The sequence below is a fragment of the Microcoleus sp. Aus8_D2 genome (genome assembly GCF_036702665.1).
GTDB lineage: Bacteria > Cyanobacteriota > Cyanobacteriia > Cyanobacteriales > Microcoleaceae > Microcoleus.
Genome location: NZ_JAUBUN010000044.1, coordinates 22,289 through 39,506, shown reverse-complemented (window position 1 = coordinate 39,506; position 17,218 = coordinate 22,289). Strand labels below are relative to the sequence as shown.

Sequence of the window (17,218 nt, the reverse complement as noted above, 5' to 3'; positions counted from 1 at the left end):
CCGTTCGACCGCTTAAGTTATCAGTTGCGGCATGACCTAAAAATTAACTGTGGGGCAATCCAATCCAATTCACATTTGATTGGCTCTCCCGTAATTGTGGTGATAACACAAGGTTATAATATAGCCGCATCAAGATTTTGAGCCTTCATTATCGAGAGGATTTGTATGATTCGTTACTTTTTACACCAAGCATTCGGGAGAGCCCAAATGCCCCAGCCGCTACATCCTGATAAAGATTAGGATTGAGATGATATGTCTGAATCATTAAAGGAATTAACTCAGCGAGAGACATGGTTTAAACTCGCAGAAGTACGAGAATATATCGATCGCAAACGCTGCCTGACTTTGGATATGGTTCGGAAGCTCGATCGAGAGTTAAGGATTCCGTAGGAGATTCTCATCAGATCCTATGAGTCGGTACAAACCCCCGCTTAACAAAAATAGAACGCCATTCCAACAACAGTAAAGTAAACTGATGAGTTCATTTGAACTCGGAGCACCTGTTAAAATAGGCAGTAGGTGGAGTGAGTGACCGAAATGCCAACTACTGCTCAATTAGAGAGTTTATATCGCGTCAGCTATCAGTTAACGTTCATCATGTTGCAACCGATTCATCTGGTTTGTATCGATCGTCGTACTTGAAACGTATACGTTCTAGCTGGATCTGGTGAAGACGTTGAGTTTGAAATTGTACCGAATGGGGAGGTATTCTGATGAGCCAAGTGAATTTTGATGCTATGAGCGATGCCGAATTGAGACGGTACTTTCTGGAAAATCGCCAAGATGGAGCGGCTTGTCAGGCATATTTAGACAGGTTCAGTCAGCGTCCGAAATCAATCATTGCCAGCCCAAGCGATCCCGATTTTGACGCTAAAATTCAGGCAGCAATTCGGCAGAAATTAGAAGCATCGCGTCGCAGCCAGCCAGCTAACAACACAGTGGAGCGGACGGAATAGAGTCTTTTCGCTTCGTTGCGGTGTTACTTGCCGCCACTGCGTTTTGCCGTTATCTCGCAAACGCTGCCTGACTTTGGAGATGATTTGGAATCTCGATCGAGAATTAAGGATTCCAGCGGAGATTCTCATCAGACCCTATGAGTCGGTACAAACCCCCACTAACAATAGAACCCATTCCAACAACAGTACAGTAAACTGAGAGCAGCCCCATTCGCCCCAGTTGACCTATGCCGCGTTGGTTCAATACAGCCGGCCCTTGTCGCGCCGACATCCACTATATGTTACCGGCAACCCGTCGCCTCCCGAATTTAGAGCGACTCATTGCCCAAGAAAACTATTTCGTCATCCACGCACCCCGACAAATTGGTAAAACGACCGCCATGCTGGCTTTAGCCAAGCAACTCACCGATAGCGGGCGCTACACTGCGATCGTGGTTTCAGTGGAGTTAGGTTCGCCCTTTAATGACAATCCACAACAAGCCCAAGCAGCCATCTTAAGTTCTTGGCGAAGTGAGGCGCGAGTATATTTGCCACCGGAGCTCCATCCGCCAGCAAAACAAGAGATGGAGGTGGGACAAGGAATTGAAGAAACCTTGCGGCAATGGGCACAAACTTCACCTCGCCCTTTAGCAATCTTCATTGATGAAATTGATTCGCTCCAAAATGAAATATTGCTATCCGTTTTGCGTCAGTTACGCAATGGTTATCCCTCTCGTCCTCGTGCCTTTCCTCAGTCTATCGGATTGATTGGTTTGCGAGATGTTCGCGATTACAAAGTGGCTGCGGGTGGCAGCGATAGACTCTATACATCCAGTCCGTTTAATATTAAAGTGCGATCGATTACTCTCAGAGATTTTACGGCTCAAGAAGTCGCCGAACTCTACGCGCAACATACCCAAGATACCGGACAAGTTTTTACACCTGAAGCCGTAGCCTTAGCTTTTGAACTCACTCAAGGACAACCTTGGTTGGTGAATGCTTTAGCTAAGGAAATTGTCGAAGAATTAGTGATAGATGAATCTATAGAAATTACCCCGGAACATATTTTATCAGCTAAAGAAATCCTAATCAAACGACAAGATACGCATTTGGATAGCTTGGCAGAACGACTCAGAGAAAACCGAGTCAAAGCCATTATCGAGCCGATGTTGGCGGGTTTGGAACTGGGCAATATCCCCAATGATGATATTCAGTTTTTAATCGATTTGGGTTTGTGTAAGATGGATATTCAGGGTGGATTGACGATCGCTAACCCAATTTATCGCGAAGTTTTGCCCCGCGTGCTCACCGTAACGCCAATGGCTTCATTGCCGCAAATTGCACCGAGTTGGTTGACATCAGAAGGCAAATTAGACACCCAAGCATTACTCAAAACTTTTCTAGAATTTTGGCTGCAACATGGCGAGCCCTTACTCAAAAGTGCGTCTTACCCCGAAATTGCCCCGCATTTAGTATTGATGGCATTTCTGCATCGGGTGATTAATGGTGGGGGAACATTGGAGCGGGAATATGCGATCGGGCGCGACAGAATGGATTTGTGTTTGCGTTATGGTGAAGTAACTTTGGGAATTGAGCTAAAAGTTTGGCGGACTCGGAAAGTCGATCCGTTGAGTAAAGGGTTGGAACAGTTAGATGGGTATTTGGCACGATTGGGACAAGATTCCGGTTGGTTGGTGATATTCGATCGCAGAGATAATGCACCGGAATTAGAAGAGCGGTTGAATACTGAAATTCATACTACTCCTATGGGGCGATCGATTACATTGATTCGTGCGTGAAGAAGTTCTGATGAATGTCTCGATTTTGGCGATCGCCGAGAGTGTTAGATCGACTCTCTTTCACCCATCAAGTGGACTTTTCACACCCCGTCCATCTCGATTTAATACATGAGTATAAATCATCGTTGTTTGCACATCTTTGTGTATGAGTAACTCTTGTACAGTGCGAATATCGTGACCGACTTCTAATAGTTGGGTGGCAAAAGAATAAGCTGGCTACTAAATTCTCGACCCCTTCAATATTACTTAACAGAGTTTTCACTTCTTCACGGGTCAAAACAACAGGGAAATGCCGAGTTTGTCTAGCTTTTTCAATATTCTCAATATTAGGGAGATCGACCCTTAGCACTTGACGATAAAGGAATAAAAGTGCCCAAAGCGCAATATTTTGAGTGGAAGGAGTAATTTTTTGGTCAGTAGCAAGATAGGAAAGATAAGCCCGAATCTCTCAAATATCAAGTGAATTTCTGTATCGTTGGGCGATCGATTTTTAGTGCGAGTTTCCAGGATTTTCTCCACCAATTCGGGATAATCTAGTTTCTCCACAATACAATCTCCGTTGATGGTAATGGCAAAAGCTCAGATTGCGATCGACTCTTTTGGAGATGAATCGGCTTATCAAGAATTGCAGTTGAACTAACAAGAGTTAGCCATCGAGCCAAAGAAACCGGGTTTTTTGCTGAATCTGCGGGCTGAAACGAAGGATTTTCCTAAAAAACCCGGTTTCTGACTACCCGTGCGTAAGTCCGATCGCCAAAAGTGAGATGCACAAGAGATCGATCGCCCGCGATATGCACTATGATACTAAAAAGTTCAGTCCGCAAACTACTGCTACTCACCTAAATCTCATGCTGGGACAAACACTCGCAGGACGTTACCACATCATAAAACACTTGGGAGGCGGTGGCTTTGGTCAGACATACCTGGCTGAAGATAAAAAGCGATCGGGTAATCCTCGGTGTGTCGTCAAGCAACTCAAGCCATATTATAACGATCCGCAGACTCTACAGATAGCTAGACGTTTATTTAAAACCGAAACAGAAACCCTCCACCTCTTAGGGACTCATCCTCTGATTCCTGAACTCTTGGATAGCTTTGAGGAAAATCAGGAATTTTATTTGGTTCAGGAGTTAATTGAGGGTAGAGATTTAAGTAAAGAACTTATTCCTGGTAAACGCTTTAGCGAGTATGAAGTTATTGCTATTTTGCAGAATATTATCGAAATATTAGTATTTGTTCAGCAGCACAAAGTCATCCACCGAGATATTAAACCTCCTAATTTAATGAGGCGCAATTCTGACAATAAAATATTTTTAATAGATTTTGGGGCTGTCAAACAAGTTACTTCTCAAATAGTTAATTCCGGGGGACATACTCCGCCAACTGTTACGATTGGCACAGAGGGCTATATGCCTGCGGAACAAAAGGACGGACATCCTAATTTTTGTAGTGATATTTATGCTGTTGGCATGATTGGCATTGAATGTCTTACTGGCATATCTCCTCACCAGTTTTCCAAAGATGCTAATGGTGAAGTTGTTTGGCGCAATTATGCACAAGTTAGCGATACTTTGGCTAATATTTTAAACAAAATGGTGCGCTATCATTTTCGCGATCGCTACCAGTCAGCAGCAGAAGTATTGCAAGCTCTCAACAACTTGAGAACTCGACAAGTTGCTACTCCGGTAGCTTCTACTGTAATATCATCTCCTAATTTATTCACATTAATGAATACCTGGACGCGAGATCATAAAATAGGTATAATCGGGGTTTGTGTGGCTGTCATATTTGGTGTAGGGGCATTTTTTACACCAGAAATTAGAAAAATGATGGGATTGGATGCTGCGGATAATTTTGCGAGTTATGAAAATACAGACAATGGGATTAAGATGAAATATCCCGATACTTGGAACAAACAGGAAGAGTCTAACGCAATTAGCAAAGAGGTTGTTCAGTTTATTTCACCTAAAGAAAGTGATAGCGATGGGTTTCAAGAACTTCTGATTGTCTCGGCTGAACCTACAAAAGATTTGACTCTGGATGAGTTTACCAAATTATCTAAGCAAGAAATCCCGAACTTAGATAAAAATATTAAGATTACTGAAGAAGGTGCATCTACTCTAGCAGGAAAGAATGGGTACAAAGTTGTTTATACGGCTAAGGAAGGGAATTTGGAGTTAAAAAAAATGGAGGTTTGGACGCTGAAAAATAATAAGGCTTATTCGATTACTTATGTGGCGGAAGCGGGGAAGTATGAGAAGTTTTTGCCGATTGTTGACAAGGTGATTAAGTCGCTGGAAGTTAAATAGTGGAATTGGTGCAGTTATTCATTGCAACTCTGTGATTAATTCGATGGTTTTATTGTATAGCTCTCTGTTTCCTTGCTGTTCAAAAAGTTTTGCCACTCCTTGGATCACCGCAATTACCCTTTGCCTGTCTTCTAACTTAAAACCATTCGATAACTGTCTAATTTGCTGAATGGTATTGTTAGAATCAATTCGCATGGCTTGGCTATAATCAGCGCTGGCACCTTGATTGTCTCCGAACTCGGATCGGATAAAACCCCGGGTGAGATAAGCCATGATATGGTTGGGATTAATTCGCAAAGTTTCGTTGTAATCTGCGAGCGCACCCTGCTTGTCTCCTAATTGATAGCGGGTAAGTCCCCGGTTGTAGTAGGCTTCATGAAAGTTAGGATTAATTCGCAAAGCTTCGTTGACATCAGCGAGCGCACCCTGATTATCTTTTAAACCAAGGCGGACTACTCCCCGGTTGTTGTAGGCTGGGGCAGAGTTAGGATCAATTTGTAAAGCTTGGTTGTAATCGGCGAGCGCTGCCTGCTTATCTCCTAAACCAAGGTGGGCAGATCCCCGGTTTAAGTAGGCATAGACAAACTTAGGATTAATTCGCAAAGCTTGGTTGTAATCGGTCATCGCACCCTGATTGTCTCCCAAACCATAGCGGGCAATTCCCCGGTTGTAGTAGGCATCGGCATAGTTGGGATCAATTTTCAGGGCTTTGTCGTAATCGACGAGCGCTCCCTGCTTGTCTCCTAAGTTTGAGCGGGCATTACCCCGGTTGGTGTAGGCAGCCACTAAGTTGGGGTTGATTTTCAGGGCTTGGTTGTAATCGGCCATCGCTCCCTGCTTGTCTCCTAAGTTGCGACGGACTATACCCCGGTTGTTGTAGGCTTCAGCATAGTTAGGATTAATTTGCAAAGCTTGGTTGTAATCGGCGAGCGCTCCCTGATTGTCTTCTAACTGGTGACGGGCATTACCCCGATCAAAATAGGCAGGAGCATAATTAGGATTAAGCTGAATCGCTTGATTGTAAGCATTTATAGCACCTTGAGAATCTCCTTTTTCCCGCTTATCCCCACCCTGAATATAAAAATCATCAGCTTTTGGCCCAGTCGCCACAGGAGCACTCGGAACCTTCACCCCCAAATCCACCCTTGCCGAAGCCAACAATCTCAAACTCGTATTAATCGGAATCCCCAGATTAAAACCAGTTTTAGCAATTTGAATCTTATCATTAATATTGCTAGATTCCGCCGCCCTCGTATCCGCCCTCCCGTGAATTGCCACCACCTCGCCATTCTCATTCAACACCGGCCCGCCGCTCATTCCCGGCAGCGTATTGTTACTATAAACTAAACTATAACCATCATCATTTATTGGCTTAGAAGCATTAGCAGTAATCCGCCCATCGGTGAAATTGTAAATTGACGTATTAATCGCCGCTGAAGTCTTCGGAAATCCAGCCACATAAGCCGCTTTCCCTTCCGTCGCCAAATCCGAATTCCCAATCTTAGCAACTGTATAACTTTTACTGCTAGTAAACTCTACAACTGCTAAGTCAGCACTTGGCAGTTTTTTCACACTGCTGTAAATGAGGGCATAGCGACTACCATCCGGCGTGACAATCTCATATTTAGCTTGAGGATCTTTGAAAACGTGACGCGCACTGAGAACCGTGTAAGTGTTGCCTTCTCGCTTGATAATTACTCCCGAACCAGGCTCTTTACTGTCAATCAGCACAGTGATTGATTTGGCAATTTGACTGACTCGATCGGCAGATATGGCGTAAACTGCGGGCGGTTTGGCGATGACAATAGTTGCAGTTACACCAATTAATGCTGCTGATAGTCCGTGATGGAAGTTCATAAATTTAATGTGAAATAGAGTGTTTTTTTACTGTAAATAAATCACGAGTTAGGCATGAAAGCCCAAGAAACCGGGTTTTTAGATAATCTTCGGGCTACAACGAAAATTTTGGAAAAAAACCCGCTTTCTCACCACTCGCTAGGGCCAAAGAAACCGGGTTTTTTGCGGTTTCTCCCGGCTACAACGAAAGTTTTGGGTAAAAACCCGGTTTCTCACTACTCGCTAGGGCCAAATAAACCGGGTTTTTTACTTAATCTTTGGGCTACAACGAAAGTTTTGGGGAAAAACCCGGTTTCTCACCACTCGTTAAGGCCAAAGAAACCGGGTTTTTGACCTAATCTCTGGGTTCCAACGAAAGTTTTGGGGGAAAACCCGGTTTCTCATCAGCCATGAATTAAGGAGAAATAGGAGAAACATTATCCTCAACAGGTACATCATCTAAATATCTATCCACATCAACAGAACCAGACCCTGTTTCAGATAAAATATATCCAGATGCCAACCCACGACGATCCATTAATCTTTGCAATGTAGCGTCAGCATCACTTCCTCGCTTGAGAGTGAATAACAAAGTTCTATTCGTACAAGCATCATCTTTATTAAGAGCAGCACAAACCACCGATTCTCCGTTCAGCCTCCCAGTATTGATATATTTGAGAGTACCGTTATCGTAGTTTCGCTGAAATCTTTTAGCTACTTCTTGACAGCGTTTTTCTGCTGTCCACGGTGGCGGAAAATAGTTGTTAGAAACCCAGCGAACCATCGGCACGTTGCCCCGCGGGGTGCGAGCCAAGGTAACAGGCTGTCTGTTGAGAACAGCACAGAAAAAGCTATTATTTCCCGCATGGCTGGGTTGACAAAATATCGCACTTGTGCTGAGCGAGACAACTAAGCCTGTCAGCAGTCCAGTCAGAACTTTGGACTTCATAGTAATGCCCATATTTCTAAAATCTCACAGAGAGATTAGCTTTGAATTTATTAACGATTGATAATTTTAATGAATTATCTCACAGTTGAGCTAAATTTGCACCCTCGAATTTATGGTAATTCTTGATTTGATATAATTTTGAGTAATTTGCACAGTCGGGCCTTGTCTAGGAGCATCTCAGTTTTGCTTTAAAAGTGGTGGTGAGGTTGACTTCTGAGGTAATTGTTAATCTCCGATCATCTTGCTCCCCTCCCTTAGCAAGGCAGGGCTGCTGGGGGAGTTTCGTTGCTGCACTATGGCTGTATGTGCGCTATGCGTGAGGTCTTGATGTGCCTCAAAATTTTCAAAGTTTTTGATAGCAACGATTTTCCGTAAGGTTTAGCAGCAGGCGGTGCAGTCGCGTCTCCTCCTTGGCACTACAGCTAGTATACCAACCAGTAGTAAGACTATGACTGGTTAGGCTGATGATAGTTACATATTCATTGGTAGTCTTTACATGAGAGATACTAATAGTTAGACTACTGTAAGTACGCTAAAGTATTAATTGAGTAGTTATTAATTAATGGTTGTGAAAATCAGGCTTAAAGATGTCAGGACATCAAGATCGATCTCCCAAAACGAGTTAGCTAGAATACTAGAGATGTCCCTGGCTAACATTCAAAAAATTGAGAGAAACAAGGCAAAATCTATTCCCTTGGACACTTTAGATCGGCTGTGTGAGGTTCTAAATTGCGAAGTCGGTGATTTGCTAGTTAGAGTCAGCGATGGAGAGTTAGAAGCATCGTGAGCGAAAACCAGCAGCCCGAACAAGTCACTTCTAGCCATTCTGTTACCGATCGCTGGCGATGCACAGCAATGGAAAAGAAATATAGTTGGAGGTTATTACGGATTGAGCGCAACCAAAATAATCCCGTTCTCAAGTGGGATTGCATTTTTAATGGCAAAACTGAATTCCCCGATTACATGGAAGAAACCGAGGAGGATTAACCAATGGGTAGAAAGTACATAATTTTTCGTGCCGAATTGACTGAAGATGAGGGGGAAGATAATCGGTTGTTAGCCCACACTGGAGCATACACTGATATCCTTGCAGAGTATTTTGATTCATCCAATCAACCCATCCCCGCGCCTGGGTACAGATTGCTGGAGTTTCACTGCGCTGATGGTTCCGGTTCTAGCACTCACTATCGTACAGGAGACTGGGAAGTTGTCAGGGTTGAGGAGTACCCAACTGCTATACCGACTCATGAGTTTGAGGCGATTATCATCGGATATTGCAAGTATGTCCCCGTTCAATCTCCGTTGATGGTAATGCCAAAAGCTCAGATTGCGATCGACTCCTTTGATGATGAATCGGCTTATCAAGAATTCGTCAAGAGCGATGCAGTTAAAAATTATACTCCAGCTTAACCAACAGGAGTTATACATCTAGCCAAAGAAACCGGGTTTTTATCTACCAATACTTCGGACAGTTTTAGGGGCTAATCGAGTACCCCAAACCCAGGCGGGCTTAGTTGTGGACTATTTTTTGACAGTTAAGTCTAGTCCTAACTTTCAAAAAATGTGTTAAAAATGGCTTGCCCTGTAAAGCTTACAGGGGCTTTAAAAAACTGTCCGAAGTATTGATTTGAAAGTTGGCTATTTACCCACGCTACGATTAAGACCGAACGTCTAACCATTAACGGTAAAAAAGCAGTGCGATTGTATGAATACTATGACGACGGGTTTCCCGCAGGCATTGTCACCTATGTTGCCACAGGGAAAAAAGAAACAATTATGCTACAGACCCTTTACTCTGACAGTGATACTGAAAAGCAAGTTCAGCAAATTCAAGATTCGATTCGCATTACTCAATAGCAGTCAAGAACTTAAATTCGGCACGTTCAACAAGAAGGCTTTGTCCATCTGGTTGAGCCAACAATCCCCGTACCTTGATAGTCGGGGAGTGTCAACAACAACTATTAAGGCAACTCAACCGAACTCGGTTTAGCAATGTGAGGCAAACCCCAACCCAATTTTTCCCGCAAAATGTGGAAAAACTCAAAAGATTTGATCCGAACAAAGCGGGCTGGGTAGGGCGATCGCTCGATTTGCACCCAATCCTCCGGCAAAACATAACATCCGCCGTTCCCATCTACCACCATTACCAGGCGGTTGGGACTAGCAGGCAAAATTTTGATCGGTTCGGTGTTAGAAAACACCAAAGCCCGCGAAGCCATTGAATGCGGGCAAATGGGCAGCAATTGCAGCACCGGCACCCCGGGAATAATTACAGGCCCCCCTGCAGAAAGGGCGTAAGCCGTCGATCCTGTCGGAGTCGAGATAATTACTCCATCTGCGGCAATGTCCACAGATGCGTGCTGACCGATCGCCACTTCAAAATGACACATACAAGTCAGAGGTTCGCGGTGCAGCACCATTTCATTGAGACAAAGCGCTTCCCAAAGGCAGTCGTTTTCTCGAAACAGCCGCACGGCTAGCATCGATCTTTCTTCTATTTCGTATTCTCCAGCGATCGCCTTTTCCAAAGCTTGCGGGAGCAAGTTTAGGTAAGTTTCTGTTAAAAAGCCCATGTGACCGGTATTGACAGTCAGCAGCGGCACTCCGATGGGAGCAACTTGGCGAAATGCCGACAGCACAGTGCCGTCGCCACCCAAAACCACTGCAAACTCCATGTCGCTGTCAAAACCGGGGGGGACAAGTTGGTCGATCGGAGTGTGGCACATGGGGCGATCGGGACTAGAATAGCCCAAAATTCCCCCGGCACCGGAAACCGCACAGACCTCCCAGCCGCGAGCAGTCAGCTTGTCTTTCAACTCTTCGGCGATGCGACAAGAGACTGGTTTAACGTCGTTGTATATAATCCCAGCTTTCGGCACTTTAAAATGTAAAGGGCATTTTTTGTTTACTCCGTTTTTTAGTCTTGAGCTGCTCGTACTCTATTTCCTTGAGCTTCTTCATAATCAGATTAAAGTATTCTTCGAGATAAGACTCCAAAGTAGTAGTTTCTTTGGGGTCGATTCCGAAGACGCTGTAAACGTCATCCATCGGAGCTTTCAAGGGTTTTCCGGCTGCTAAAACTTCTGAAAAAGCCAATCTGTCAGCTACGTTCCAACTCCACTGAAAGAACTTAGCAAATTGACGGGTAGCCTGCAACAAGGCATCTGGCGTGCGGGTGATTTTGGCTTGTTTGCCAGAAAGCCGCTCGCACAACCGCACGATTTCCTCAGCATCCCAAGCGCGATTTCCCACCACCGGAAAGGTTTTTTTCTCGGTTTCGGGAACGGAAAGGGCTCGGACGGCAAACTTCGCAACGTCCTGAGTGTTCATGTAAGCAAGGGCTGACGGCTTGTTGGGGAGCCAGACTCCCTGACCGTCCAAAATCGGCATTGCATACAGGCTTAGCAGTCCTTGTAAAAAGCCGCAAGGTCTCAATATTGTGTAGTCTAGACCGGATTCTGCTAAAAACAGCTCGGTACAGCGCTTGATTTCCAACAAGGGGACTTGCGGATATTTCTCGGCGTCGAGAAAGGAAAAGAATATGTAACGCTTGATGCCTGCTGCTGCTGCTGCTTGAATCAGCGATACTTTTCCGTCCCAGTCTACTCTTTTGATGCTGACAGAATCTGCCGCGCTGGCTGTTGCTGCATCGATGATAGCAGTGACGCCTTCTAGTGCAGGAATCAAGCTGTCGGGCTGGCAAAGGTTCCCCGGTACGAGTTCGGCGCCCCATTCTTTCAAAAAGGCCGCTTTTCTGTAATTTCTGACTAAACAGCGCACCTGGTAGCCCTCGTCTAGGGCGCGGCGGGCTATTTGACGGCCGAGGGTGCCGGTGGCTCCTACAATCAATAAAGTCATCTAGGGATTAATTTATGAATCTTAAACTTTCTATAAGATGGTATCAGGTTTTCGTTATGTTTTTTATAAAAACTTAACAAAAACCTGAAGATTTCTCATTTTCGGCTTGAGAGCCTAGGCAGCAGGCTGGCTTGGGGACGCAGGCAGAAGCTAGAAGGCTTAACCTAGAAGACTTCTGAATGATTGTTACAAAAACTTATTCTTCGCCGCCTTGCAGTTTGAGCAGGAGGAAGCCTCCGCCTATACCCACGAAAATTAGGGAAAAGGACAAAAAGGCTGCATTGAAAAATTCAGGATTCATGGTTCTATATGTCTAATTGGGCGATCGCAGTTAAGTCAACATAATATCATTTGGGGCAATCAGCTAGCTAAATGCTAAAATTTCAGTGCCCAAATTCCTGTATTTTGTTGGAGAGAACTGCCTTGAGTCTCGATCGGGAATCAAAACTAGCTGTAACTCTGGGAGATCCGGCGGGAATTGGCCCGGAAGTGATTCTCAAGGCTTTGGCAGATCCGGCTGCTGCTTTGATGGTGACGGTTTTCGGATCTAGGACAATTTTGCAGCAAACTTACGATCGGTTGCGATCGATCGATCCAGCCACAGCAGTGGCAAATCCTGCAACATTAAACATTATTGATATCGAACCCGACAGCAAGTGGGGCGAAATTATCCCCGGTGTCGGGAATGCGGCTAGTGGGGCAGCTAGCTTTGATTATATGGAAAAAGCGATCGCCCGTACCCTTGCCGGCGAATTTTGTGCGATCGTCACCGGCCCGATTTCCAAAACTTGCTGGCAGGCGGCGGGTTACAATTATCCCGGACAAACAGAACTACTCGCAGAAAGGGCGAAATCGCAGCGGTTCGGAATGCTGTTTGCCGCCACATCTCCCCACAGCAGTTGGACACTCGTAACTTTACTCGCTACCACACATATTCCCCTGCGTCAAGTACCCGAGGCTTTGACTCCAGAATTGCTGAGCGAAAAACTAGAATTGCTGATAAAGTGTTTGCGGGAAGATTTTGGGTTGGAAAGACCAAAAATTGCGATTTCTGGCTTAAATCCTCACAGCGGCGAAAATGGGAAACTGGGAAATGAAGAGCAAGATTGGATGATACCTTGGTTGGAAACGCAGCGCGATCGTTTTCCTCAAGTGCAATTAGACGGGCCAGTCCCCCCGGATACCATGTGGGTAAAACCGGCTAAAGTTTGGTACGGCTTAGCCAAAGAAGCTCACGACGGTTACTTGGCAATGTACCACGACCAAGGCTTGATTCCTGTCAAATTGATGGCTTTCGACAAAGCAGTCAACACTACAATTGGCTTACCCTTTGTCCGCACATCTCCCGATCACGGCACAGCTTTTGATATTGTAGGTCAAGGAATTGCCGATGCCTCCAGCATGACAGCAGCGTTGCAGTTGGCGGCCCAGTTGGCTAGTCGCAGAGCAGCAGTTAAAATAGGGCGATAGCCTTAATACGTCTGACACTGCACAAAATTGTGTCATTCCTATTGATGTTCGCTGGCGTCAGGCGACAAGCAAGCTGGTCATTTTAGTCGAGCGGTTAAAATCAGATTTTGGTAGCACAGTATGGCAGCATCTCATGATAATTTAGGCAAAATATATCAGTCAGAAAAAGAGGTTTCTGATGCGACTCAGGCAATTCCTAAAGCTGGAGAGCAACTTCACGAATTGCTAATCATACTGACTGAATTGCACTTATTGAAGCAATCTAAAAAGGAACCAAGCGAGCTGAAGTTACCGCTTTCTGACAAGCCGATCGAGCGACTTGAGGATGAGGAAAATCGGCGCCACCAATTGTCTTTTTTGATCGAATCACCGGCTATTGTACCGGAAGTGTTGAATCATCATGAAGAGATACCATCTCAAAGACGAGAAAACAAAAACGAGGAAGCAGGTTTATCTATAACCGCGAATGTAGCAAAGAATTATCGACCGTCGGAGGAACAATTAGAACAAGCAGTGGAGGAGTTTAAGCGGTTGCAGAAACTGCTATTTGAAAGGGATTTGCCGGAATTTTATAGTAATGTTTTTAGCGTGGAACAAAGGTTAGAAAATTTTGAGAAGCTCATGTCTGAACCGAAAGAATTGATGCATTTACTGAAGCCGTTAGTTCCTGAGCTAGTGAAAGAAGAATTAGAGCGGTTGAAGTCGGAATTAAACAAGACGATGGAACTGGCCAGCAACGATAAAATTAATCGCCTCGAATTGCAGGCAAAATTAGCGGATTTGGAAAATCAAATTGCTAACTTCAACCAGCAGGAACTGCCAAATCCTGAACAGTTAATCAAACGGCTGATGCCGGTGGTGGGCGAGCTGCTCAACCGGAAGGTAGAGGAGTCTAAGTTAGAGGTAGCTGCGGCGATCGCACCAACAATCAATCAAGTAATTGACAATCAAAACGGACTGGAAGAACAAGTAGTAAGAATTGAAGATAAACTTGCGAATATTCAGCAGCGCTCCCAGCAGCAACCGGAAGATTTAATCAAGCAGCTAGTGCCGGTAGTTAGCGAGTTGCTGAATCGCAAAATTAGTGAATTAAAGTTAGAGATTGTAGAAGCACTCGCACCCTCAGTACAGGTAAGAATAGCTTGGGTAGAAATAGAAGAAAAAGTATTGAGCATCATCGAACGCCGGCTGGCTACCCAACAGTCGCCAATTCAGACGCCGGAAGAGATAATGGCGATGCTAATGCCCGCAATCACTGATTTGCTGAACCGGAAAATCGATGAATCAAAATTAGAGGTAGCAGCGGCGATCGAACCTTTGATTGAATCAGCAATTCTGCAAAGAGAAGTTCAAGGAAAATTGAGCGATGTAGAAAGTAGACTCAATCATCTTCAGCGACAGCAAAAGTCTCAGCCGGAAGAAATTATGGCACGGTTGATGCCGTTAATGATTGAGTCGCTGAACCGCAAAATAGACGAGACAAAGTTCGAGGTGAGAGAGGCGATCGCACCTGCTGTCAATACTGCTATTCAAAACAGCGGTATTGCAGCACAAATATTAAAGAATGAACATCAAATCGTCGAAGTTCAGCAGCAAGTTTTAGGCGAGATCGAAGGGTTGATGGCAAGAATCATGCCCGCGATCGTAGAAATGCTGTCCGGAAGTATCCGGGAAGCAAAGCTAGAGATAGAATCTGCGATCGCCCCGGCTGTCGATGCCATCATTCAGAATAAAAGGATTGATGAAAGACTCGGGAAGATCGAACAAAAGATTGTGGCGATCGAACACCGGATTTATCAATCGACCGACTTGTTTACAGATTTACTGAAACCTTTGATTGACGAGCTGATGGTTAGCCATCACTCCCAACTAGAAAAGTCGGTAATCCAATCTATTTTACCATTATTAGATGAAGTTGTAACTTACAATTACAGACTAAACGATAAAGTTGGGGAACTCGATCGCAAAATAACTGATGCGGAATGGGGAGGAAATCAGGAAGAATTAGTTGCCAGAATTAAACTACTTTTTCCCGGACTGATGATCCAAACAATTAATGAGTGTAGAAAAACATTTACCGAAACCATAGCTCCAATAATTGATGAAGTAATTAATACCAAAACCCGAGAAAACAGGCACTCGATGGGAGTAGCCATATCGCCTGCTATTTCTGTAGGAATCAGCCACAGAATCAGTGAAGTTCCTGATGAAATTGCAATGGCGATCGCACCGGAAATGGCCGTCGCTATCAAACAACAAATCGCTCTCAAGCAAGAAGCCATGTCGGATGCGCTTTATCCGATCATCGGCAGCACAATTTTAAAATACATGGCCGAGACGATGCGGGAGATTAATGACAAGCTCGAATCATCGTTAAGCCCAGAGGGAATTACTCGCAAAATCAAAGCCAAATTGCAGGGAATTTCTGAAGCAGAATTGCTGATGAAAGAAACAACACCGCTGACTGTGAAAGCTGTATTTTTAATTCAAACAAAATCGGGATTGGTAATTTCAGGAGTGCAGCCGTCTGAAAGCGAACAGCTAGAATCAGAAATGATAGCGGGGATGCTGACTGCTATTCGCTCTTTTGTCAACGACTGCATATCTCAATCGGGAAATCTTGCAGAGATTGATGCCATAGAATACGGGACATCTACGATAGTATTGGAAGTAGCCGGTTCGTGTTATCTAGCAGTAGTAATCCAAGGAGGAACCCGCCAGTGGTTTAAGTATAAAATGCGAGCGATATTCAAAAATATTGTTCAAGAATACGGGGCTCGAATTCAGGCATTTAACGGCGATCCAACTACTGTGCCGGCAGAAGTAAACTTGAATTTGCAAAAGTTAATTGATCCCGATGTAAAAGTTAAATCTCCCAAAAGGCAAATTTTACCAATTATTGGTTTAGCAGCGTTAGGTTTAATTGGCGTACCTTGGGGAATTCATCAATACCGCAGCGGAGTTGCAGCCCGCTTAGAAGCAGATACGAATTTAGCTTTACAATCTGCTCCCGAGTTATCAGTTTATCGCCTGGCGGCAGATGTTAAAGATCAAGTCTTGGAGATTTCGGGACGAGTTCCGAATCAAAAGCTGCGAGCGAAAGCAGAAAAAATCGCTCAGCAATCGGCTCCACAATTAAGAATTGACAATAAAATTATAGCCGTTGAAGTGCCTCCAGATCCGGTTTTAGCCGAAGCCGATGTCAAGCGAACTGTGGCTCTTTTGAATAAATTAGAAAGCATTAATATCTCGGCTCGCTATGCAGAGGGAAAAGTCGCCGTTTCAGGTAGCGTGAGCCAAGCGACAGATGCTCAGAAAATAACTCAAGCTTTTGAGAAAATTCCGGGGGTAAAGTCTGTAACAAATACAGTGGGAATAGGCACTGAACCGCCGTCACCGCCAATAGAAGTTCGCCTTTATTTCGGTGCGGGTTCGGCAATTTTGTCGCCGAAAGACTTAGCACAAAAGCTGATAAAAATCAAGGAATATATGGAGGAAAATAGCACGAAGAATTTGAGGATAATTGGTTACAGCGATTTTAACAGCAGTCCTGCGGAAAATCAAAAGTTGGCGCTGGAAAGGGCGACAAATGTGAAAGCTGCTCTGGTTAAACAAGGGATAAATGGCAATAGAATCCAAGTTGCTTCTACTAAGGGCCGTCCGGAAGGTGTGGAGGCTAATCAACCGTTGGGGCTGAGCAGATTGGTCATATTTGAGGTGGTAAATTAAATTTGGGAATTGGTAATGGAAAATTGGTAATGGGGAATTGGTAATTGGTAATTGGTAATTGGTAATTGGGTAGTATCAAATCCGGTTGCATCGTCCTGGGTAGGGGCTGGGCGGGTTTAGATAATTTGTCGATATTTATCAAATATATCGGCAAAATGGCCCCGACAAAACTCCATCAGATCAAATTCAGAATCAAAGGGATATAATTGGTAATTGGTAATTGGTAATTGGTAATTGGTAATTGCTAATTGGGTAATATCAAATCCGGTTGCATCGTCCTGGGTAGGGGCTGGGCGGGTTTAGATAATTTGTCGATATTTATCAAATATATCG

At 44.5% G+C, this 17,218-nt stretch carries 16 protein-coding genes and 1 pseudogene; 11 read left to right on the top strand and 6 right to left on the bottom strand.

The genetic code is table 11. From position 1 onward, the window contains the following. Positions 1-252: 252 nt before the first annotated feature. The 4 genes from QUB64_RS26445 (at position 253) to QUB64_RS26435 (ending at position 2,734) form a co-directional block, all read left to right on the top strand. A complete protein-coding gene (locus tag QUB64_RS26445; RefSeq protein ID WP_333275740.1) occupies positions 253-390 on the top strand; it encodes a hypothetical protein in 138 nt (45 codons plus the stop codon). A gap of 147 nt (positions 391-537) precedes the next feature. Then, positions 538-642: a DUF6888 family protein gene (locus tag QUB64_RS33070; RefSeq protein WP_442921718.1), complete on the top strand. Its 105-nt coding sequence runs from the start codon at positions 538-540 to the stop codon at positions 640-642. A gap of 71 nt (positions 643-713) precedes the next feature. Continuing rightward, a complete protein-coding gene (locus QUB64_RS26440) occupies positions 714-956 on the top strand; it encodes a DUF6887 family protein (protein ID WP_333275742.1) in 243 nt (80 codons plus the stop codon). A gap of 227 nt (positions 957-1,183) precedes the next feature. After that, entirely contained in the window at positions 1,184-2,734 is a 1,551-nt protein-coding gene (locus QUB64_RS26435; protein WP_333275744.1) for an ATP-binding protein, read from the top strand. A 60-nt stretch (positions 2,735-2,794) separates the two neighbouring features. Here QUB64_RS26435 and QUB64_RS26430 read toward each other — a convergent pair. After that, positions 2,795-2,929 (bottom strand): annotated as a pseudogene (locus tag QUB64_RS26430) (tyrosine-type recombinase/integrase); the annotation flags it as partial. 569 nt (positions 2,930-3,498) lie between these two features. Here QUB64_RS26430 and QUB64_RS26425 point away from each other — a divergent pair. Further along, positions 3,499-5,043 (top strand): serine/threonine-protein kinase, encoded by a 1,545-nt coding sequence (locus QUB64_RS26425; protein WP_333275746.1) that lies wholly within the window; start codon positions 3,499-3,501, stop codon positions 5,041-5,043. Between the two features lie 18 nt (positions 5,044-5,061). Here QUB64_RS26425 and QUB64_RS26420 read toward each other — a convergent pair whose 3' ends face one another. After that, a complete protein-coding gene (locus QUB64_RS26420; RefSeq protein WP_333275749.1) occupies positions 5,062-6,900 on the bottom strand; it encodes a tetratricopeptide repeat protein in 1,839 nt (612 codons plus the stop codon). A gap of 394 nt (positions 6,901-7,294) precedes the next feature. Next, entirely contained in the window at positions 7,295-7,840 is a 546-nt protein-coding gene (locus tag QUB64_RS26415) for a COP23 domain-containing protein (protein ID WP_333275751.1), read from the bottom strand. A 550-nt stretch (positions 7,841-8,390) separates the two neighbouring features. On the opposite strand from QUB64_RS26415, the gene QUB64_RS33065 reads away from it, so the two are divergent. The 4 genes from QUB64_RS33065 to QUB64_RS26400 all read left to right on the top strand — a co-directional run bounded on the left by QUB64_RS33065 (position 8,391) and on the right by QUB64_RS26400 (position 9,685). Continuing rightward, the gene (locus QUB64_RS33065) at positions 8,391-8,615 is read left to right on the top strand and encodes a helix-turn-helix domain-containing protein (RefSeq protein WP_366930885.1); all 225 of its coding nucleotides are present in this window, start codon (positions 8,391-8,393) and stop codon (positions 8,613-8,615) included. Then, positions 8,612-8,815 carry a hypothetical protein gene (locus QUB64_RS26410; RefSeq protein WP_333275753.1) on the top strand — a complete coding sequence of 68 codons (204 nt, stop codon included), beginning with the start codon at positions 8,612-8,614 and terminating at the stop codon, positions 8,813-8,815. The genes QUB64_RS33065 and QUB64_RS26410 overlap by 4 nt, the downstream gene beginning before the upstream one ends. 3 nt (positions 8,816-8,818) lie before the next feature. Continuing rightward, positions 8,819-9,238 carry a hypothetical protein gene (locus QUB64_RS26405; RefSeq protein WP_333275755.1) on the top strand — a complete coding sequence of 140 codons (420 nt, stop codon included), beginning with the start codon at positions 8,819-8,821 and terminating at the stop codon, positions 9,236-9,238. Between the two features lie 285 nt (positions 9,239-9,523). After that, positions 9,524-9,685 (top strand): hypothetical protein, encoded by a 162-nt coding sequence (locus QUB64_RS26400; protein ID WP_333275757.1) that lies wholly within the window; start codon positions 9,524-9,526, stop codon positions 9,683-9,685. A gap of 104 nt (positions 9,686-9,789) precedes the next feature. Here the strand turns inward: QUB64_RS26400 and QUB64_RS26395 are convergent, their stop codons facing one another. The 3 genes from QUB64_RS26395 to petM all read right to left on the bottom strand — a co-directional run bounded on the left by QUB64_RS26395 (position 9,790) and on the right by petM (position 11,987). Continuing rightward, entirely contained in the window at positions 9,790-10,707 is a 918-nt protein-coding gene (locus QUB64_RS26395) for an NAD(+) kinase (protein ID WP_333275759.1), read from the bottom strand. Position 10,708: 1 nt separating this feature from the next. Next, complete coding sequence (locus QUB64_RS26390; protein ID WP_333275761.1) at positions 10,709-11,686, bottom strand: NmrA family NAD(P)-binding protein; 978 nt, start codon at positions 11,684-11,686, stop codon at positions 10,709-10,711. Between the two features lie 196 nt (positions 11,687-11,882). Further along, positions 11,883-11,987, bottom strand: coding sequence for a cytochrome b6-f complex subunit PetM (petM, locus tag QUB64_RS26385; RefSeq protein ID WP_333275763.1), 105 nt, complete (start codon positions 11,985-11,987; stop codon positions 11,883-11,885). A 71-nt stretch (positions 11,988-12,058) separates the two neighbouring features. On the opposite strand from petM, the gene pdxA reads away from it, so the two are divergent. Together pdxA and QUB64_RS26375 are read left to right on the top strand one after the other, a co-directional pair. After that, complete coding sequence (pdxA, locus tag QUB64_RS26380) at positions 12,059-13,156, top strand: 4-hydroxythreonine-4-phosphate dehydrogenase PdxA (RefSeq protein ID WP_333275765.1); 1,098 nt, start codon at positions 12,059-12,061, stop codon at positions 13,154-13,156. A gap of 120 nt (positions 13,157-13,276) precedes the next feature. Further along, positions 13,277-16,885 carry an OmpA family protein gene (locus tag QUB64_RS26375; RefSeq protein WP_333275767.1) on the top strand — a complete coding sequence of 1,203 codons (3,609 nt, stop codon included), beginning with the start codon at positions 13,277-13,279 and terminating at the stop codon, positions 16,883-16,885. The last annotated feature ends 333 nt before the right edge of the window (positions 16,886-17,218 follow it).